Source organism: Klebsiella sp. 64 (assembly GCF_018223915.1).
Taxonomy (GTDB): Bacteria; Pseudomonadota; Gammaproteobacteria; order Enterobacterales; family Enterobacteriaceae; genus Klebsiella; species Klebsiella pneumoniae.
The window spans coordinates 63,505-81,594 of record NZ_JAGRQZ010000013.1 but is presented as its reverse complement, the minus strand read 5'-3'; the positions used below and the strand labels follow the sequence as shown (position 1 = coordinate 81,594).

At 56.2% G+C, this 18,090-nt stretch carries 13 protein-coding genes and 1 pseudogene; 9 read left to right on the top strand and 5 right to left on the bottom strand.

Going from position 1 to position 18,090, the window contains the following annotated elements:
- The first annotated feature begins 237 nt into the window (after positions 1 to 237).
- The 5 genes and pseudogenes from ssuE to ssuB all read left to right on the top strand — a co-directional run bounded on the left by ssuE (position 238) and on the right by ssuB (position 4,482).
- Positions 238 to 813 (top strand): NADPH-dependent FMN reductase, encoded by a 576-nt coding sequence (gene ssuE, locus KHQ23_RS10415; RefSeq protein ID WP_002898296.1) that lies wholly within the window; start codon positions 238 to 240, stop codon positions 811 to 813.
- Positions 806 to 1,805 (top strand): annotated as a pseudogene (locus KHQ23_RS10410) (sulfonate ABC transporter substrate-binding protein). The gene ssuE and the pseudogene KHQ23_RS10410 overlap by 8 nt, the downstream one beginning before the upstream one ends.
- Positions 1,765 to 2,910: an FMNH2-dependent alkanesulfonate monooxygenase gene (gene ssuD / locus KHQ23_RS10405; protein ID WP_002898293.1), complete on the top strand. Its 1,146-nt coding sequence runs from the start codon at positions 1,765 to 1,767 to the stop codon at positions 2,908 to 2,910. Before KHQ23_RS10410 ends, ssuD begins: the two are co-directional and overlap by 41 nt.
- Before the next feature lie 10 nt (positions 2,911 to 2,920).
- A complete protein-coding gene (gene ssuC / locus KHQ23_RS10400; protein ID WP_032434239.1) occupies positions 2,921 to 3,712 on the top strand; it encodes an aliphatic sulfonate ABC transporter permease SsuC in 792 nt (263 codons plus the stop codon).
- Positions 3,709 to 4,482 carry an aliphatic sulfonates ABC transporter ATP-binding protein gene (gene ssuB / locus KHQ23_RS10395; protein WP_004150838.1) on the top strand — a complete coding sequence of 258 codons (774 nt, stop codon included), beginning with the start codon at positions 3,709 to 3,711 and terminating at the stop codon, positions 4,480 to 4,482. Before ssuC ends, ssuB begins: the two co-directional genes overlap by 4 nt.
- Positions 4,483 to 4,686: 204 nt before the next feature.
- Here the strand turns inward: ssuB and pepN are convergent, their stop codons facing one another.
- Positions 4,687 to 7,302, bottom strand: a complete 2,616-nt coding sequence (pepN, locus tag KHQ23_RS10390; RefSeq protein ID WP_038989498.1) for an aminopeptidase N — start codon at positions 7,300 to 7,302, stop codon at positions 4,687 to 4,689.
- Positions 7,303 to 7,628: 326 nt separating this feature from the next.
- On the opposite strand from pepN, the gene pncB reads away from it, so the two are divergent.
- Positions 7,629 to 8,831 carry a nicotinate phosphoribosyltransferase gene (gene pncB / locus KHQ23_RS10385; protein WP_002898217.1) on the top strand — a complete coding sequence of 401 codons (1,203 nt, stop codon included), beginning with the start codon at positions 7,629 to 7,631 and terminating at the stop codon, positions 8,829 to 8,831.
- Between the two features lie 42 nt (positions 8,832 to 8,873).
- Here the strand turns inward: pncB and KHQ23_RS10380 are convergent, their stop codons facing one another.
- The 4 genes from KHQ23_RS10380 to dpaL all read right to left on the bottom strand — a co-directional run bounded on the left by KHQ23_RS10380 (position 8,874) and on the right by dpaL (position 13,945).
- Positions 8,874 to 10,040, bottom strand: a complete 1,167-nt coding sequence (locus KHQ23_RS10380) for a M20 aminoacylase family protein (RefSeq protein ID WP_004179190.1) — start codon at positions 10,038 to 10,040, stop codon at positions 8,874 to 8,876.
- A gap of 18 nt (positions 10,041 to 10,058) precedes the next feature.
- Positions 10,059 to 11,297, bottom strand: a complete 1,239-nt coding sequence (locus KHQ23_RS10375) for a Zn-dependent hydrolase (RefSeq protein ID WP_004141764.1) — start codon at positions 11,295 to 11,297, stop codon at positions 10,059 to 10,061.
- A 24-nt stretch (positions 11,298 to 11,321) separates the two neighbouring features.
- The gene (locus KHQ23_RS10370; RefSeq protein ID WP_004176676.1) at positions 11,322 to 12,611 is read right to left on the bottom strand and encodes an aromatic amino acid transport family protein; all 1,290 of its coding nucleotides are present in this window, start codon (positions 12,609 to 12,611) and stop codon (positions 11,322 to 11,324) included.
- Between the two features lie 122 nt (positions 12,612 to 12,733).
- Complete coding sequence (gene dpaL, locus KHQ23_RS10365) at positions 12,734 to 13,945, bottom strand: diaminopropionate ammonia-lyase (protein ID WP_004199498.1); 1,212 nt, start codon at positions 13,943 to 13,945, stop codon at positions 12,734 to 12,736.
- A 311-nt stretch (positions 13,946 to 14,256) separates the two neighbouring features.
- Here dpaL and KHQ23_RS10360 point away from each other — a divergent pair, with 311 nt between their 5' ends.
- The 3 genes from KHQ23_RS10360 (at position 14,257) to ompK35 (ending at position 17,965) form a co-directional block, all read left to right on the top strand.
- Positions 14,257 to 14,718 carry an Lrp/AsnC family transcriptional regulator gene (locus KHQ23_RS10360; protein ID WP_002898209.1) on the top strand — a complete coding sequence of 154 codons (462 nt, stop codon included), beginning with the start codon at positions 14,257 to 14,259 and terminating at the stop codon, positions 14,716 to 14,718.
- A gap of 175 nt (positions 14,719 to 14,893) precedes the next feature.
- Positions 14,894 to 16,294, top strand: a complete 1,401-nt coding sequence (gene asnS, locus KHQ23_RS10355) for an asparagine--tRNA ligase (RefSeq protein WP_004211425.1) — start codon at positions 14,894 to 14,896, stop codon at positions 16,292 to 16,294.
- Between the two features lie 591 nt (positions 16,295 to 16,885).
- Positions 16,886 to 17,965, top strand: coding sequence for a porin OmpK35 (ompK35, locus tag KHQ23_RS10350; RefSeq protein WP_004141771.1), 1,080 nt, complete (start codon positions 16,886 to 16,888; stop codon positions 17,963 to 17,965).
- The last annotated feature ends 125 nt before the right edge of the window (positions 17,966 to 18,090 follow it).

The window sequence follows — 18,090 nt, the reverse complement described above, 5'->3', positions numbered from 1 at the left end:
ATTCCCGGTGTGCAAACCGGGGGCGTATTATGTGCGATCTGTTGCGGAAAGGGAATTGACCTGCGACAAAAAATCCCCCATCAGCGCAAACGATTACCTACCCCGCGCGCCATTATGCGCTTTTCGGCTATCTAACCGCGGATAAATCATTTAGGGAAATAATGGCCCTCTGTCACACTCACTATAAATGTTATCAATTATAGATAAATGCAAACATTTAGTTATAAGGAGAGAGAGATGCGCGTCATTACCCTTGCGGGCAGCCCGCGTTACCCTTCCCGTTCCAGCGCTTTGCTGGAATACGCCAGAGAGACGCTCACCGCCGCCGATATCGAAGTCTGCCACTGGCATCTGCAGAACTTTGCCCCGGAAGACCTCTTGTACGCTCGTTTTGACAACCCGGCGCTGCAGACGCTCAATGAACAGCTGGCCGGGGCTGATGGCCTGATCATCGCCACGCCGGTGTATAAAGCCTCGTTCTCCGGAGCGCTGAAAACGCTGCTCGACCTGCTGCCTGAGCGAGCGCTGGAGGGCAAAATTGTGCTGCCGCTGGCCACCGGCGGCACCATCGCTCACATGCTGGCGGTGGACTACGCACTGAAGCCAGTGCTGAATGCCCTCAAGGCCCAGGAGATCCTCCATGGCGTCTTCGCTGATGACAGCCAGGTGACCGATTACCAGCATAAGCCGCAGTTTACCGCGAATCTGCAGCGGCGCCTTGATGACGCCCTGGAGACCTTCTGGCAGGCGCTGCATCGCCCCAGCAGCCGTGCGCCGTCGTTAACATCTCTGCGTGGGGTGGAGCATGCTTAATCCTCTCCGCGCCCTGACTCTGGGCGGACTGCTGCTATTCTCTACGCTGGGTCACGCCGCCCCGGCGGCGCCTGACGCTCTGCGCATCGGCTACCAGAAAGGCAGCGTCAGCATGGTGCTGGCGAAGAGCCATCAGCTGCTGGAGCAGCGCTATCCGCAAACCCATATCTCGTGGATTGAGTTCCCGGCCGGTCCGCAGATGCTGGAGGCGCTGAACGTCGGCAGCATTGATATCGGCAGTACCGGCGATATTCCGCCTATCTTTGCCCAGGCGGCAGGCGCCGATTTGGTCTATATCGGCGCGGAGCCGCCCAAGCCCAAGGCGGAGGTGATCCTGGTGGCGCAGGGCAGCCCGATTCATAACGTTGCTGAGTTAAAAGGGAAAAAGGTCGCTTTTCAGAAAGGCTCCAGCTCCCACAATCTGCTGCTGCGCGCCCTGCAGCTCGCAGGTCTGAAATTTAGCGATATTCAGCCGGTTTACCTTGCCCCCGCCGATGCGCGCGCCGCCTTCCAGCAGGGCAATGTCGACGCATGGGCTATCTGGGATCCGTACTACTCCGCCGCGCTGCTGCAGGGCGGCGCCCGGGTACTCACTGACGGAACCGATCTGAAACAGACGGGATCCTTCTATCTTGCTTCCCGGCCCTACGCTGAACGCAATGGCGCTTTCATTGAAGGCGTACTCGACACCTTTACTCAGGCCGATGCCCTGACCCACAGCCAACGCGCGCAAAGCATTACGCTGCTGGCGAAAACGATGGGCTTACCGGAGGCGGTGATCGCCAGCTATCTGGACCATCGTCCCCCCACCGCGGTTACCCCGGTGAGCGCCGAAACCGCCGCTCGCCAGCAGCAGACGGCAGACCTGTTCTACGAGAACAAGCTGGTGCCAAAAAAAGTTGATATCCGGGCCCGCATCTGGCAGCCCACCGCCACACAAGGAGCGAAATCATGAGTCTGAATATGTTCTGGTTTTTACCGACCCATGGTGATGGTCGTTATCTGGGTACCGAAGAGGGTGCCCGTCCGGTCGATTATGGCTATCTGCAGCAAATCGCGCAGACGGCGGATCGGCTGGGCTTCACCGGCGTGCTGATCCCGACCGGACGCTCTTGTGAGGATGCGTGGCTGGTCGCGGCCTCAATGATCCCGGTGACGCAGCGGCTGAAGTTCCTTGTCGCCCTCAGGCCAAGCGTGGTATCGCCGACGGTGGCCGCGCGTCAGGCGGCGACCCTGGACCGGCTGTCAAACGGCCGGGCGCTGTTCAATCTGGTCACCGGCAGCGATCCTGCCGAACTGGCAGGCGACGGCGTCTTCCTCGACCACACCGAGCGCTATGAGGCCTCGGCTGAATTTACCCACATCTGGCGCAAGCTGATGGAGGGAGAAACCGTCACCTTTAACGGCAAGCATCAGCGCGTTCGCGACGCCAAACTGCTGTTTCCGCCACTGCAGCAGCCGCGTCCACCGCTCTATTTCGGCGGCTCGTCTGAGGTGGCGCAGGAGCTGGCCGCTGAGCAGGTCGATCTTTATCTTACCTGGGGAGAACCGCCGGCCCAGGTGGCAGAGAAAATAGCTCAGGTGCGAGAGAAAGCCGCCCGGCATGGTCGCCAGGTGCGTTTTGGCATCCGTCTGCACGTGATCGTCAGGGAAACCAACGAGGAAGCGTGGCAGGCGGCGGACAGCCTTATCTCCCATCTTGACGACGAGACGATCGCCCGCGCCCAGGCGGCTTTCGCCAGAACCGACTCCGTCGGCCAGCAAAGGATGGCGGCCCTGCACAACGGGCGACGCGATAAGCTGGAAATCAGCCCCAACCTGTGGGCTGGCGTGGGTTTAGCGCGCGGCGGCGCCGGGACCGCGCTGGTGGGCGATGCCGCCACCGTTGCCGAACGGATCAATGAATACGCCGCGCTGGGTATCGATAGCTTTATCTTTTCCGGCTATCCGCATCTGGAAGAGGCGTACCGGGTCGGAGAGCTGCTGTTCCCCCTGCTTGACGTCGCGGTGCCGTCCATCCCGCAGCCGCAAAACCTGCGCCTGCAGGGGGAAGCGGTCGCCAACGAGTTTATTCCGCGTAAAGTAGCGCAAAGCTGAGGAGACCGTGATGGCAAAATCACCCCATCCCCTGTTGTTACGCCTCGCCCCCTGGCTGCTGCCGGTAGGGACGGTCATTGTCTGGCAGCTGGCCTCGTCCGTCGGCTGGCTGTCGACGCGGGTGCTGCCCTCGCCGGAGGGGGTATTGAAAGCGTTCTGGACCCTCTCGGCCAGCGGTGAGCTGTGGCAGCATCTGGCCATCAGCTCATGGCGGGCGCTGGTCGGCTTCGCCATCGGCGGCTCGATCGGGCTAATACTCGGCCTGATCAGCGGCCTGTCTCGCTGGGGCGAGCGTCTGCTGGATACCTCGATCCAGATGCTGCGCAATGTCCCGCATCTGGCGCTGATCCCGCTGGTGATCTTGTGGTTCGGCATCGATGAGACCGCCAAGATCTTCCTTGTCTCGCTGGGCACCCTGTTCCCGATCTATATCAACACCTGGCACGGGATACGCAATATTGACCGTGGGCTGGTTGAGATGGCGCGCAGCTATGGCTTATCCGGCTTCGACCTGTTCCGTCACGTGATATTACCCGGCGCCCTGCCCTCAGTTATGGTCGGCGTGCGTTTTGCCCTTGGTCTGATGTGGCTGACGCTTATTGTCGCCGAAACTATCTCGGCGAATGCCGGCATCGGTTATCTGGCGATGAACGCGCGTGAATTTCTGCAAACCGACGTGGTGGTAGTGGCGATCATTCTTTACGCCATCCTTGGCAAACTGGCCGACGTCTGCGCCCAGCTGCTGGAACGGCTCTGGCTGCGCTGGAATCCGGCGTATCATCTTCAGGAGGCTAACGCATGAACACTGCCCGTCTCAACCCAGGTATCCCGCTGCTGCTGAACGGGGTGACGAAACGCTATGGCGACAACACCATTCTTAACGAGCTGGATCTGCATATTCCCAGCGGCCAGTTTGTGGCGGTGGTGGGCCGCAGCGGCGGCGGCAAAAGTACCCTGCTGCGCCTGCTGGCAGGTCTGGAAAAACCAAACGCCGGCGAACTGCTGGCTGGCGCGACGCCCCTGGCGGCGATCCAGGACGACACCCGGATGATGTTTCAGGATGCGCGCCTGCTGCCGTGGAAAACAGTGATTGATAACGTGGGGCTGGGGCTAAAAGGCGCCTGGCGCGACGCCGCCCTGCAGGCGTTGGCCAGCGTCGGACTTGAAAGCCGCGCACAGGAGTGGCCGGCCGCGCTGTCGGGTGGGCAGAAGCAGCGCGTTGCGCTGGCCCGCGCGCTGATCCATCGCCCGCGCCTGCTGCTGCTGGACGAACCGCTGGGGGCGCTGGATGCCCTCACCCGTCTGGAGATGCAGGAGCTGATCGTCTCCCTGTGGCAGGAGCATGGCTTTACGGTCCTGCTGGTCACGCACGACGTCAGTGAAGCGGTGGCCATGGCCGATCGGGTGCTGTTAATTGAAGAGAAGAAGATTGGCCTCGATTTAAGCGTGGATATCCCGCGACCGCGGCGCACCGGTTCGGCGAAGCTGGCCGAGCTGGAGGCTGAAGTACTGGATCGGGTGATGAAACGCGGCGACAGCGAGCGTGCGCCGCGTTTGTTTAGTCATGGCTGACCGGAGTAACTGTCTGCTGTCTGAACGGGGGCATATCGTCATCCGACATGTCCCCGGCTCGCGCGTTGCACAGCCGGGCTACCAACGCCAAATCAGCCGTGTATTCCAGGTCGGGTAAGCATCGCGCCGCCCGACAACATCACCACGCTAACGGGTAACCCGGACAGGGCGCAAGGCGCGCCGCAATCCGGGGTTATGGCACCGTTACGCCAGCGCCTTACTGATTTTCTCGAACAGGTCGCCAGAGAGATTCTCCAGCCCCTTCAGCTGCTCCAGCGCGGCGCGCATCAGCGCCTGTCGCTTCTCATCATAACGCTTCAGACGAATCAACGGCTCAATCAGGCGCGACGCCACCTGCGGGTTACGCTGGTTAAGCTCGGTCAGCATCTCCACCAGGAACTGATAGCCGCTGCCATCTTCAGCATGGAACGCCGCCGGGTTGCTGCTGGCGAAAGCGCCGATTAACGAGCGCACACGGTTCGGGTTGCTCATGCTGAACGAACGGTGGTTCAGCAGACCGCGCACGGTTTCCACCACGTTGGCTGCCGGGCTGGTGGACTGCAGGATAAACCACTTATCCATCACCAGACCGTCCTGATGCCATTTGTCATCGTACTCCTGCATCAGCGCATCGCGGCACGGCAACTCAGCGGCAACCGCCGCCGACAGGGCGGCCAGCGCGTCGGTCATGTTATCTGCCTGGTGATACTGCGTCGCCACCAGCTTATCGCCCAGCGTCGGTTCCGCAAACGCCAGATAGCGCAGGCAGGTATTGCGCAGAGCACGTTTACCAATATCGGCGTGCTCCACCCGATAGCTGTCGAGCTTATTGGCGTTATAAACCGCGAGGAATTCGTCCGCCAGTTCGTTCGCCAGGGTGCGGGTGAGCGCTTCGCGCACGGCGGCGATGGCGATCGGATCGATAATCGCGAACATCTCGGCGATTTCGTTGGCTGACGGCAGGGTTAAGATCTCAGCGGCCAGCGCCGGATCAATCTTCTCATCCAGCAGGATGGCGCGGAAGGCATCCGCTACGTGCACCGGCAGCGACAGCGGCTGCCCCTGCTGATGGCGGTTGACGTTCAGCTTGATGTAAGTCGCCAGCAGGCTCTGCGCCGCATCCCAGCGCGAGAAATCATTCCGCGCGTGACGCATCAGGAAGGTCAGCTGCTGATCGCTCCACTTGTATTCCAGTTTCACAGGCGCTGAAAATTCGCACAGCAGCGCCGGCACCGGCTGGAAATAAACGTTTTCGAAGACAAACGTCTGCTCGGCCTGGGTCACATTAAGCACCGGGTGTACCGGGTGACCGCCCTTCTGCAGGGGGATCACCTTGCCCTCGTTATCGTACAGCTCAATGGCAAACGGGATATGCAGCGGCTGCTTCTCGGCCTGCTCGGCGGTCGGCGGCGTACGCTGGCTGATGGTCAACGTATACTGCTCGGTCTCCGGATTATAGTCGTCATGCACGGTGACGATTGGCGTACCGGACTGGCTGTACCAGAGGCGGAAGTGCGACAGGTCGACGTTAGAGGCATCTTCCATCGCCTGCACGAAATCGTCGCAGGTGGCGGCGCTGCCGTCATGGCGTTCAAAGTACAGCTGCATCCCTTTCTGGAAGTTTTCTTCACCCAGCAGGGTGTGCAACATGCGGATCACTTCGGCACCCTTTTCATAGACCGTCAGGGTGTAGAAGTTGTTCATCTCGATAACCATATCCGGACGGATCGGGTGCGCCATCGGGCTGGCGTCTTCGGCAAACTGCAGCCCGCGCATGGTGCGCACGTTGTTGATGCGGTTCACCGCCCGTGAGCCGAGGTCGGAACTGAACTCCTGATCGCGGAACACGGTCAGCCCCTCTTTCAGGCTGAGCTGGAACCAGTCACGACAGGTGACGCGGTTGCCGGTCCAGTTATGGAAATATTCATGACCAATCACGCGCTCAATATCGAGGTAGTCTTTATCGGTGGCGGTATCGGTACGAGCCAGAACATATTTGGAGTTAAAGACGTTGAGTCCTTTGTTCTCCATGGCACCCATATTAAAGAAGTCGACGGCGACAATCATATAGATATCGAGGTCGTACTCGAGGCCAAAGCGCTCCTCATCCCACTTCATAGAGTTTTTCAGCGAGGTCATCGCCCAGGGCGCGCGATCGAGGTTGCCGCGATCGACGTACAGCTCCAGCGCCACTTCGCGGCCAGAGCGGGTGCGGAATGAATCGCGCAGGACGTCAAAATCACCGGCCACCAGCGCAAACAGGTAGCACGGCTTCGGGAACGGATCCTGCCACTGTACCCAGTGACGACCATTCTCCAGCTCCCCTTCCGCCATACGGTTGCCGTTGGAAAGCAGGAACGGGTATTTCGCTTTATCGGCGATAATTTTGGTGGTAAAGCGCGCCAGCACATCCGGACGGTCCAGATACCAGGTGATATGGCGGAAACCTTCCGCTTCGCACTGGGTGCACAGCGCTTCGCCTGACTGATACAGGCCTTCCAGCGCGGTGTTCGCCGCCGGGCTGATCTCATTGACGATGGTCAGGGTGAAATGCTCCGGCAGGCCGCCGATCACCAGCTGATTGTTTTCTTCTTTATAGTCACTCCACGGCTGGCCGTTCACCTGCAGAGCGATCAGGGTCAGATCTTCGCCGTCCAGGCGCAATGGCACATCAGACGCAGCCGCGTGGCGGGAGACCTTGCTCTCGGCCGTAACAACGGTTTTTGCGGCATCCAGGTCAAAGGTCAAATCGATATCGCTAATCAGATACTCCGGCGCACGATAGTCGTGGCGGTATTTGGCTTGGGGCTGTTGTGTCATAAAAAACCTTTAGCATCTTCGGTAAAGTGTCGTCCCAGTCTATTCCTGTTGTGTCAATCGCGCTATGCAGAATCTTCATCTTTTCAACGTGAAACACGGAAATCGCTACATTTTGTTAACACTCGCGGCACGAAATGCCCTCGACCCGACGCAAAGCTTGTGGTGTGATCCATGTTCAATATATTAAACTAGGCCTCGCAAATGACCGTCAGCGTCACCATTGCTCGCCATCGCGGGACAGAGTCGGGTAATAAAGGTATACTCCGCCTCCATTTTCCGCGTTGGTTTCGATGGAACGCTCCAGTGAGAGGATGCTACTGCGCACCATGACACAATTCACTTCTCCTGTACTGCACTCGCTGCTTGATACGGATGCCTATAAGCTGCACATGCAGCAGGCTGTCTTCCACCGCTACGGCGATGTGCATGTGGCGGCGGAGTTTCGCTGCCGCGGAGACGACCTGCTCGGCATCTATGCCGACGCGATCCGCGAGCAGGTGGAGTCCATGCGCGACCTGAGGCTGCGGGATGATGAATATCGCTGGCTGTCCACCCTTCCCTTTTTTCGCCAGGATTACCTCAACTGGCTGCGCGATTTTCGCTATGACCCGAGCCAGGTCACGGTCAGCAATGACAATGGTAAGCTGAACATTCGCCTTACCGGCCCATGGCGGGAAGCCATCATGTGGGAAGTCCCGCTGCTGGCGGTGATAAGCGAGTTGGTCCATCGCTATCGTTCACCAGAGATGGGCGTCGATCAGGCGCTCAACACGCTGGAACATAAGCTAGGCGACTTCGCCACCATGACCGCTGACCTCGATATGAGCGCCTTCCGTCTGATGGACTTCGGCACCCGCCGTCGTTTTTCACGCGAGGTGCAGGAAGGTATTGTGCGGCGTCTGCAGCAGGAACCATGGTTTGTCGGCACCAGCAATTACGATCTGGCGCGCCGTCTGAATTTAACCCCGATGGGTACCCAGGCCCATGAGTGGTTCCAGGCCCACCAGCAGATCAGCCCCAGCCTTGCCAGCAGCCAGCGGGCGGCCCTTGCCGCCTGGCTGGAAGAGTATCCCGACCAGCTGGGGATCGCGCTGACCGACTGCATCACTATGGATGCGTTCCTGCGCGATTTCGGTCCGGAATTCGCCACCCGCTATCAGGGGTTGCGCCACGATTCCGGCGACCCGGTGGAATGGGGAGAAAAAGCTATCGCCCATTATCAGAAGCTGGGTATCGATCCGCTGAGCAAAGTGCTGGTCTTCTCCGATAATCTCGACCTGGCCAAAGCCGTCGATCTGTATCGCCACTTCGCCTCGCGGGTGAAGCTCAGCTTTGGGATCGGCACCCGTTTAACCTGCGATCTGCCGCAGGTTAAACCGCTCAATATCGTGATTAAGCTGGTGGAATGTAACGGCAAGCCGGTGGCGAAACTCTCCGACAGCCCGGGGAAAACCATCTGCCACGATAAGGCCTTCGTCCGCGCCCTGCGCGAGGCTTTCGACCTGCCGCCGATTAAAAAGGCAAGCTAAAAAACATGGCCCGACGGCATTCTGCTATCGGGCCAATCAATATCACTCCTGCGGCAGACGGGTTCTGACGACCTCGGCAAAATACTCCGCGCCAGTTAGCAATATCTCATCATTAAAGTCGTAGCAGGCATTATGCAACGGTGTATTGCCCTGAGCATCTGAACTATCGCCGTTGCCTAAAAAGATGAAACAGCCGGGGATTTTTTGCAGAAAAGCGCCAAAATCCTCCGAAATCATCATCTGTGCGACGTTGCCGTCCACCTTCTCAGCCCCTACCACGTTAATCGCAGCGGTGACCGCCACATCAACGCATTGCTGCCAGTTCACCGTTGGCGCAAATTCATGGGTATAGCTGAACTGGCACGTCGCACCGTGCATCGCGCAAATCGCTTCGCTAATGGTACGCATTCGTTCTTCGAGCAGCATCTGCACCTCCGGTGCAAAGCTGCGCGTATCCCCTTTGATTTCGACGTGCGTCGGAATCGCATTGCGGATGCCATCGGTGTGCAGTTCAGTACAGGAAATGACCGCTGGCACGTTCGGATCAACATTTCGCGAAACAATTGTCTGCAAAGCCAGGATGATTTCCGCCGCAATGACCAGCGGATCTTTCGCCATATGCGGCCGCGCCGCATGCGCTCCCTGCCCTTTAATACGAATAATAAAGTTATCTTCACTGGCCATAATGCCACCGACTCGCGTGGCGATAGTCCCGGCTTTCATACCCGGCATATTATGCAGACCGTAGATTTCCTCTATGCCAAAGCGTTCAATAACGCCATCGTCCATCATCGCTCTGGCGCCATAGCCAGGTTCCTCAGCAGGCTGAAAAACAAAGCAGACCGTGCCGTTAAAATTCTGCCGCTGCAATAGCAACTGCGCCGCGCCCAGCGCAATGCAGGTATGACCATCATGTCCGCAGCCGTGCATCCGCTCGGCGGTCATGGAGCGGTAAGACCAGTCTCCCTGTTCGGTCAATTGAATGGCATCGATATCGGCACGAATAGCGATAACGCCCTTCCCGTCGCCGCATTTCAATCTCCCCACCACCCCGGTTTTGCCAATATCGCGGTGCACCTCAATGCCCATAGCTTCGAGCTTTTCGGCAATAAACCGTGAAGTATTCTGCTCCTCGAAGGCGCTTTCCGGATGGGCATGCAAATAGTGACGCCAGGCGATAAGCTGCTGCTTTAGCTGTTGCTGATTCATTCTCTGCTCCTGTAAACATTAGTCCATACGCTGGGCGCGCTGTAAAACCACCTGCAGCAGCACATTGGCGCCAGCAATCAGATCTTTGGCTGCGCTATGTTCTTTGACGTTATGGCTAATGCCATCGACGCAGGGGACAAAAATCATCCCGGCGGGACATACCGACGCCATAAATTGTGCATCGTGTCCGGCGCCGCTTGGCAAACGTCGGTAACTGAGCGCCTGACGCTCCGCCTCGGCTTCCACCGCATTGACGATCTCATCGGCAAAAATGACCGGATTAAAGCGCACCAGTGAGCGGCTGGTTATCTCCACGCCCTCTTCCTGCGACGTTTTCGCGACAAATTCGGCCAATTGTTGCTCCGCCAGACATAAGATCGCATTATCGGTATTGCGGAGATCCACTGACATGACGACATGGTTGGGAATGACGTTGATCAGATTAGGCTTTACGCTGAAATGTCCAACGGTAGCTACCTGATTACCACCAAGGCTTAGCGCCAGCTCACGGGCAAAAACAGCGATTTTCGCAGCCGCCAGCCCGGCATCACGTCTCATGGACATTGGGGTAGTACCCGCATGATTCGATACGCCTCTCAGGGTAAATTCCTGCCACGAAATACCCTGTACGCCGGTAACCACGCCAATATCAATCTGCTCTTTATCAAGAATTGGTCCCTGTTCGATATGCAGCTCAACGTAGCTATCTACCGCCATATCTCCCGGCTGACGTTCGCCTTTATAACCAATGTTACGCAGCGCTTCATCGAGCGTGATACCGTCGAGATCTTTTGCCGCGAGCGCCTGCGCCAACGGATACTCGCCGGCAAACACCACGCTGCCCATCATATCGGGCTGAAATCGCACCCCCTCCTCGTTAGTAAAGAAGGTTACCGCCAACGGTCGTCGGGTGCGGATCCCGGCATCCTGGAGGGTGGCAATCACCTCAAGGCCGGCCATAACGCCGTAGTTGCCATCGTATAACCCACCGGTGGCGACGGTATCGATATGTGACCCCATCATCACCATCGGCAACGTCTCCTCGCCGTGATAAACGCCGGTGACATTGCCGATAGCATCAATTGACACGCTCAGGCCCAGCGCCTTCATGCGGGCTACAACAAAGTCCCTGCCGGCTTTATCTTCGGCAGTCGCTGCCAGGCGGCATACGCCGCCGCCTGGCAGCGCACCATGTTCGCCAAGTGCATACAGGGAATCGATAAGCCGTTGGCCGTTAATCTGCAGATAATGACTCATATAACATCTCGCTAATAATGGTGGTTATTGGAACATGCCGTAAAAAATGGCAGATACGGTGATAAGACCGATCAGGGTGACGAAAACGTTGCTCGCTTTACCGCGCCAGGGGGCAAGCACCGGTAATTTATGAATGGCGTACATAGGCAACAGCAGCAGAATTGCCGCCCCGGTGGGACCGCTGATGCATTCGATAATACCGAGGATACTGGGGTTCTTGTACGCGGCGAACCAGCAGGTAAGCACCATAAACACCAGGATGACCGCGTCGACGAGGCGAATACCGGGTTTTTTCCCGCGTGCGGCGGCGGCCTCCAGAATCAGGTCGCGCAGCGATTCATAGGCGCCGATGTAGTGGCCAAGAAATGATTTAGTAATAGCGACAAAGGCGATAATCGGCGATAGCCAGGCAATAATCGGTGTATCGTACTGATTGGCAAGATAGGACAAAATCGACAGATTCTGGGCTTTGGCTTCCGCCAGTTGCTGCGGCGACAGGCTTAACACGCAGCTGAGAACAAAAAACAGCACCACCACCGTCATGAGCAGGATACCGTAGCGCTGGATCTGCGCACATTTACCCTCAGCGAGCGCCAGACCGTAACGCTGCTTCTGGCGCACCACCATCGGCGAAATGATGGGATAGTGGTTAAACGACATCACCAGTACCGGGAAGGTCATCCACAGGGATAACATGATCCCCTGCCCATCGCCCGTGGCGCTGAAGCTTACGGTTTGCAAAATTGCGCCGTTCCAGTGCGGAATCAGAAAAAGTGCCATAAAAATAAGCGAGATGATGAAGGGATAAACCAGGGTGCTCATCACCCGCATTATCAAACGCTGTCCGAAACGGACGATAAACATCAGCCCGAGGATCAGAACGATGGCCACCAGCGACCGGGGAGGCTCGGCCATTGCCAACTGGTGGGTGATAAAGCTCTGCGCGGTGTTGGTGATAGCCACCGCATACATAATCAGAATGGTATAGACGGCGAAGAAATAGATGACGGTAAATACTTTTCCCGCCAGCGCGCCAAAATGCTCGCCAATAACATCGGTAATACTGCTTTCCGGCGTATTGGAAGAGTAAATGAATCTCGCCAGACCGCGGTGAGCCAGATAAGTAATAGGAAAAGCGAGGACAAAAACAATCAGCAGCGGCCAGAAGCCGCCAATTCCGGCATTAATCGGCAGAAACAGCACCCCGGCGCCAATGGCGGTACCGAACAGGCCAAGGACCCAAACGGTATCTTCGCTATGCCACTTTGCGGGATCGGAATATCCTTTATTGATAATTATATTTTCAGTATTCATCGGTCAGGTTCTCTCTATGCATGACGCGAAAGCGCGTATGTTTTCGTTATGAGTCAGAACGCTTGTCATACCGAGGGCTTGTAGGGTAGGTAAGATGGCCCCCTTGTTATTGTCGATAGCGCTCAACCATTACGGCCAAACCAGACGATGTCTTCATAGACATCGGGTGATGTATCTCCTTCCGTGCTGATTAACAGAACCTGTGCATCGGCATTCAGGCGCAGCGATTCGGCAAGCTCGCGATACGCCGGTTGAGTCATCAGCGCATAAAGCACTCCTGTGCCAATAGCGCCGGATTCCCCGGAGACAAAAGGTTCGTCAGTACCTGGTCGCGGAGCGGCCAACAGGCGCATGCCGTTGGCCGCCAGACAATCGTCGGCGGAAATAAAACAGGTGGCATGGTCGCGGAGCATTGGCCAGCTGGTGATGTTAGGTTCACCACAGGCAAGCCCGGCCATCAGAGTTGACATATCCCCGCCGACGCTGTGCGGCAGTCCGTCATTAATGGTTGCCGAGCGATACAGGCAGTTCGCCTTGTGCGGCTCAACGATGATGATGGTGGGAGCCTGCTGCTGCATCTTTTCGATGAAATATCCCATGATGCTACCGGCAAACGACCCGACCCCGGCTTGTAAAAACAGATGCGTCGGCATCGGCGCTCCGCTTTCTGCCAGCTGCTGCCAGATTTCAACAGCGAGGGTCATATAGCCTTGCATGATCCATGTGGGGATCTGCTCGTAGCCCTGCCAGGCGGTATCCTGGAGTAGAACCCATCCCTGCTCGCGCGCGGTTTTGGCCGCCAGCCGAACTGTGTCGTCGTAGTTCAGTTCAGTAATCGTGCATTCGGCGCCATGCCGGCGAATATTCTGCGCGCGTACCGGTGACGAGCCCTTTGGCATATACACCACCGCACGCAGCCCAAGCTGCTCAGCCGCCCACGCCACGCCACGTCCGTGGTTACCGTCGGTAGCAGTCACAAATACGATGTCCTTGATACGCGCCTTAATCACTGGTGAATTAAGCTCGGCAAAGCTCAACGTATTAATATCTCGCTCAAGCAGAGCGGCGAGATATTTCCCCATCGCATAAGATCCGCCTAATCCTTTAAACGCATTCAAACCGAATCGCTGCGCTTCATCTTTTATATGGATCGATCCCAGCCCCAGCCGCTGGCTTAAAAATTCCAGCTTACGCAGCGGCGTGACCCGGTAATCAGGAAATTTTTGATGGAATGCCAGCACTTCGTTCCCCACGCTTTCATTCAGCAGACTCAAGTCTGCTCCCTGGCCATAGGGCTGCCGCCGGGCGTTAAGTTGAAATTTAATTGTGTCCACTATTCAGGCACCTCTATTTTCATATCGTCCTGCGACGATAACGTTATTTGCGACCATTCCGCCTAAACAACGGGTGCACGGATCCGTGCGGCCTGAGACAGGACGGTCGCTTTAAATTGGTTAAGTCAGAATGTGAGAGGCTTTTTGTCGCGATATACCGCTTTCCCACTGCCTGTGATGGTACACTGCGCCCGGCGGTTAATTGGCGCAAAGTTGCCCATCGCGCCGCAATTTTCACTCTGTTTTATCATTCTCACGCAACAACGTTGCATTAGTGAGGTTGATCACAGGCTTGCAGGACGAGATATATGATGAAACTTGACGCATGGGATAAAAAAATTCTTACGCTCTTGCAGCGTAATAATCGCTTGTCGCAACGGGAGATCGCCGATCGGATCAGCCTGTCTCCTTCGGCAGTCAATCGGCGTATCGCTGCACTGGAGGATGCAGGAGTGATTAAAGGCAGTGTTAGCTTAGTGGACGCCAGTAAAGTGGGAAGACCAATCACCATTATGGTGCAGGTGACCATTGAGAATGAACGTCTCGATCTGCTTGAGGAGGATAAACAGCGTTTCGTAACCTGTCCGCAAGTGCAGCAGGTCTACTATGTCACTGGCGACTTCGATTTTCTGCTCGTGATCAACGTCCGTGATATGGCGGAATACGAAGCGCTAACCCGTGAACTCTTTTTTGCCTCGGGAAATATCAAGTCTTTCCGGACCATCGTGTCGATGCAAAATGCGAAGCAGGAAATGACGGTCATTATCGAGTAAGTCGTGTAAAAGTCGACATGGGGAGCCAAAGAACGCCCCGGAGGTGTATTTATTTCCGAAATCCACCCTTCCCTGTGCGAAATCTACTTGTCTGATGGAAGATGACAGGTAACATAGATATCCCCCCGCTGTTGGGGGAAGAGACTTTTTTATTGGACTACATAGAGAGATTATTATGAGCGTTGTGCCTGTAGCCGACGTACTCCAGGGCCGCGTTGCCGTTGACAGCGAAGTCACGGTCCGCGGATGGGTGCGTACCCGCCGAGATTCTAAAGCTGGCTTTTCTTTCCTCGCCGTCTATGACGGTTCCTGCTTTGATCCTGTACAGGCCGTTATTAATAATTCTCTGCCCAATTACAATCAGGAAGTGCTGCGTCTGACCACCGGCTGCTCGGTGATTGTCACCGGTAAAGTCGTGGCTTCTCAGGGTCAGGGTCAAAGCTTTGAGATCCAGGCGACCAGCGTGGAAGTGACCGGCTGGGTGGAAGACCCGGACACCTACCCGATGGCGGCCAAGCGCCACAGCATCGAGTATCTGCGTGAAGTAGCGCACCTGCGTCCGCGCACCAACCTGATTGGCGCGGTAGCCCGCGTGCGTCACACCCTGGCGCAGGCGCTGCACCGCTTCTTCAACGAACAGGGCTTCTTCTGGGTTTCCACCCCGCTGATCACCGCCTCCGATACCGAAGGCGCCGGCGAAATGTTCCGCGTGTCGACGCTGGATCTGGAAAACCTGCCGCGTAACGATCAGGGCAAAGTCGATTTCGACAAAGACTTCTTCGGTAAAGAGTCGTTCCTGACCGTTTCCGGCCAACTGAACGGCGAAACCTACGCCTGTGCGCTGTCGAAGATTTATACCTTCGGCCCGACCTTCCGCGCCGAGAACTCCAACACCAGCCGCCACCTGGCGGAATTCTGGATGCTGGAGCCGGAAGTGGCCTTCGCCAACCTGAACGACGTTGCCGGCCTGGCGGAAGCGATGCTCAAGTACGTCTTCAAAGCGGTACTGGAAGAGCGTGCGGACGACATGCAGTTCTTCGCCGAGCGCGTGGATAAAGACGCTATCGACCGTCTGCAGCGCTTTATCACCGCTGATTTTGCCCAGGTGGATTACACCGACGCCGTCACCATTCTGGAAAACTGCGGCAAACAGTTCGAGAACCCGGTGTTCTGGGGCGTGGATCTCTCCTCTGAGCACGAACGTTACCTGGCCGAAGAGCACTTCAAAGCGCCGGTGGTGGTGAAAAACTACCCGAAAGACATTAAAGCGTTCTATATGCGCCTTAACGAAGACGGTAAAACCGTCGCGGCAATGGACGTTCTGGCGCCGGGCATCGGCGAGATTATCGGCGGTTCCCAGCGTGAAGAGCGTCTCGACGTGCTTGACGCGCGTATGGCAGAGATGGGGCTTAACAAAGAAGACTACTGGTGGTATCGCGACCTGCGTCGCTACGGCACCGTGCCGCATTCCGGCTTCGGTCTGGGCTTCGAACGCCTCATCGCTTACGTCACCGGCGTGCAGAACGTCCGCGATGTTATTCCGTTCCCGCGGACGCCGCGCAACGCGACATTCTAAATTTTTCTGACATCAATCTGAAAGGCCAGCGCAAGCTGGCCTTTTTTTATGTCAATTACTGTTAGTAAAATTCAACAACCTTAAACATCAAGACCCGGAAATCACAATTATGTTACGCACTGTTTCGGTGCATCCTGGTGATGTAGATCGCACTTTATGTTCATAACTGAGCAAAACCGCTGATAAATTTGCTCATTTTTTGACCTTTACCCGCACATCTTGCAAAGATAGAGACTGAATAAAAAGAATACGAATTCAATACACAAAATGAACGAATTGCCGCTTAGCCAAATTAATCATAAATAATTCATATAGATAGATAAGTAATGGCGTTTGCCCTTATCCGGTGGAACGGAATTTTGATTAAGTTCACAAAGTTCCGTTAAATACACATTTAGTTACATGATTTTTCGTTTTGTTACTCATATGAGATATTCGTAGCATTTTCCGGCTAGCGAAACGTTGTCGCGGATGGAAAGATGCCTTCAGACACCAAACTCTCATCAATGGTTCTGTAAGTTTTTATTGACAGAACTTATTGACGGCAGTGGCACGTGTTCATATAAAAAATATTAATGAGGGTAATAAATAATGATGAAGCGCAATATTCTGGCAGTGGTGATCCCTGCCCTGCTGGTAGCCGGTGCAGCCAACGCTGCAGAAATCTATAACAAAAACGGCAACAAACTGGACTTCTATGGAAAAATGGTCGGCGAGCACGTCTGGACCACCAATGGCGACACCAGTAGCGACGATACCACCTATGCCCGTATCGGCCTGAAAGGCGAAACTCAGATCAACGATCAGCTGATCGGCTACGGCCAGTGGGAATACAACATGGACGCGTCCAATGTTGAAGGTTCCCAGACCACAAAAACCCGTCTGGCGTTCGCGGGCCTGAAAGCGGGCGAATACGGTTCATTCGACTATGGCCGTAACTACGGCGCGATCTACGACGTCGAAGCGGCAACCGATATGCTGGTTGAATGGGGCGGTGACGGCTGGAACTATACCGACAACTACATGACCGGTCGTACCAACGGCGTCGCAACCTACCGTAACTCCGACTTCTTCGGTCTGGTTGACGGTCTGAGCTTCGCGCTGCAGTACCAGGGTAAAAACGACCATGACCGTGCGATTCGCAAGCAGAATGGCGACGGCTTCAGCACCGCAGCCACCTACGCGTTCGACAACGGTATCGCACTGTCTGCAGGCTACTCCAGCTCTAACCGTAGCGTCGATCAGAAAGCTGACGGCAATGGCGACAAAGCCGAAGCCTGGGCGACCTCTGCAAAATATGACGCTAACAACATCTATGCGGCCGTCATGTACTCCCAGACTTACAACATGACTCCGGAAGAAGATAACCACTTCGCTGGTAAAACTCAGAACTTTGAAGCAGTTGTACAGTATCAGTTTGACTTCGGCCTGCGTCCGTCCATCGGCTACGTACAGACCAAAGGCAAGGACCTGCAGTCGCGTGCTGGCTTCTCCGGCGGCGATGCGGATCTGGTTAAATACATCGAAGTGGGTACCTGGTACTACTTTAACAAGAACATGAACGTCTACGCTGCGTATAAATTCAACCAGCTGGACGACAACGATTACACCAAAGCGGCTGGTGTCGCCACTGACGACCAGGCGGCCGTGGGTATCGTTTACCAGTTCTAATCTGCAGTACACCCCTTCGTGATATGCCTTCAAAGCAGGACTTCGGTCCTGCTTTTCTGTATTCGTGAGACAAAGATCGTCTCTTTCGAAAACCTTCGCGCTTTTTGTCGCAAACGGTTGGCAAT

Coding starts and splice junctions, on each gene's coding strand:
- ssuE (WP_002898296.1), top strand. CDS start 238: ATGCGCGTCATTACCCTTGCGGGCAGCCCGCGTTACCCTTCCCGTTCC.
- ssuD (WP_002898293.1), top strand. CDS start 1,765: ATGAGTCTGAATATGTTCTGGTTTTTACCGACCCATGGTGATGGTCGT.
- ssuC (WP_032434239.1), top strand. CDS start 2,921: ATGGCAAAATCACCCCATCCCCTGTTGTTACGCCTCGCCCCCTGGCTG.
- ssuB (WP_004150838.1), top strand. CDS start 3,709: ATGAACACTGCCCGTCTCAACCCAGGTATCCCGCTGCTGCTGAACGGG.
- pepN (WP_038989498.1), bottom strand. CDS start 7,302: ATGACACAACAGCCCCAAGCCAAATACCGCCACGACTATCGTGCGCCG.
- pncB (WP_002898217.1), top strand. CDS start 7,629: ATGACACAATTCACTTCTCCTGTACTGCACTCGCTGCTTGATACGGAT.
- KHQ23_RS10380 (WP_004179190.1), bottom strand. CDS start 10,040: ATGAATCAGCAACAGCTAAAGCAGCAGCTTATCGCCTGGCGTCACTAT.
- KHQ23_RS10375 (WP_004141764.1), bottom strand. CDS start 11,297: ATGAGTCATTATCTGCAGATTAACGGCCAACGGCTTATCGATTCCCTG.
- KHQ23_RS10370 (WP_004176676.1), bottom strand. CDS start 12,611: ATGAATACTGAAAATATAATTATCAATAAAGGATATTCCGATCCCGCA.
- KHQ23_RS10360 (WP_002898209.1), top strand. CDS start 14,257: ATGAAACTTGACGCATGGGATAAAAAAATTCTTACGCTCTTGCAGCGT.
- asnS (WP_004211425.1), top strand. CDS start 14,894: ATGAGCGTTGTGCCTGTAGCCGACGTACTCCAGGGCCGCGTTGCCGTT.
- ompK35 (WP_004141771.1), top strand. CDS start 16,886: ATGATGAAGCGCAATATTCTGGCAGTGGTGATCCCTGCCCTGCTGGTA.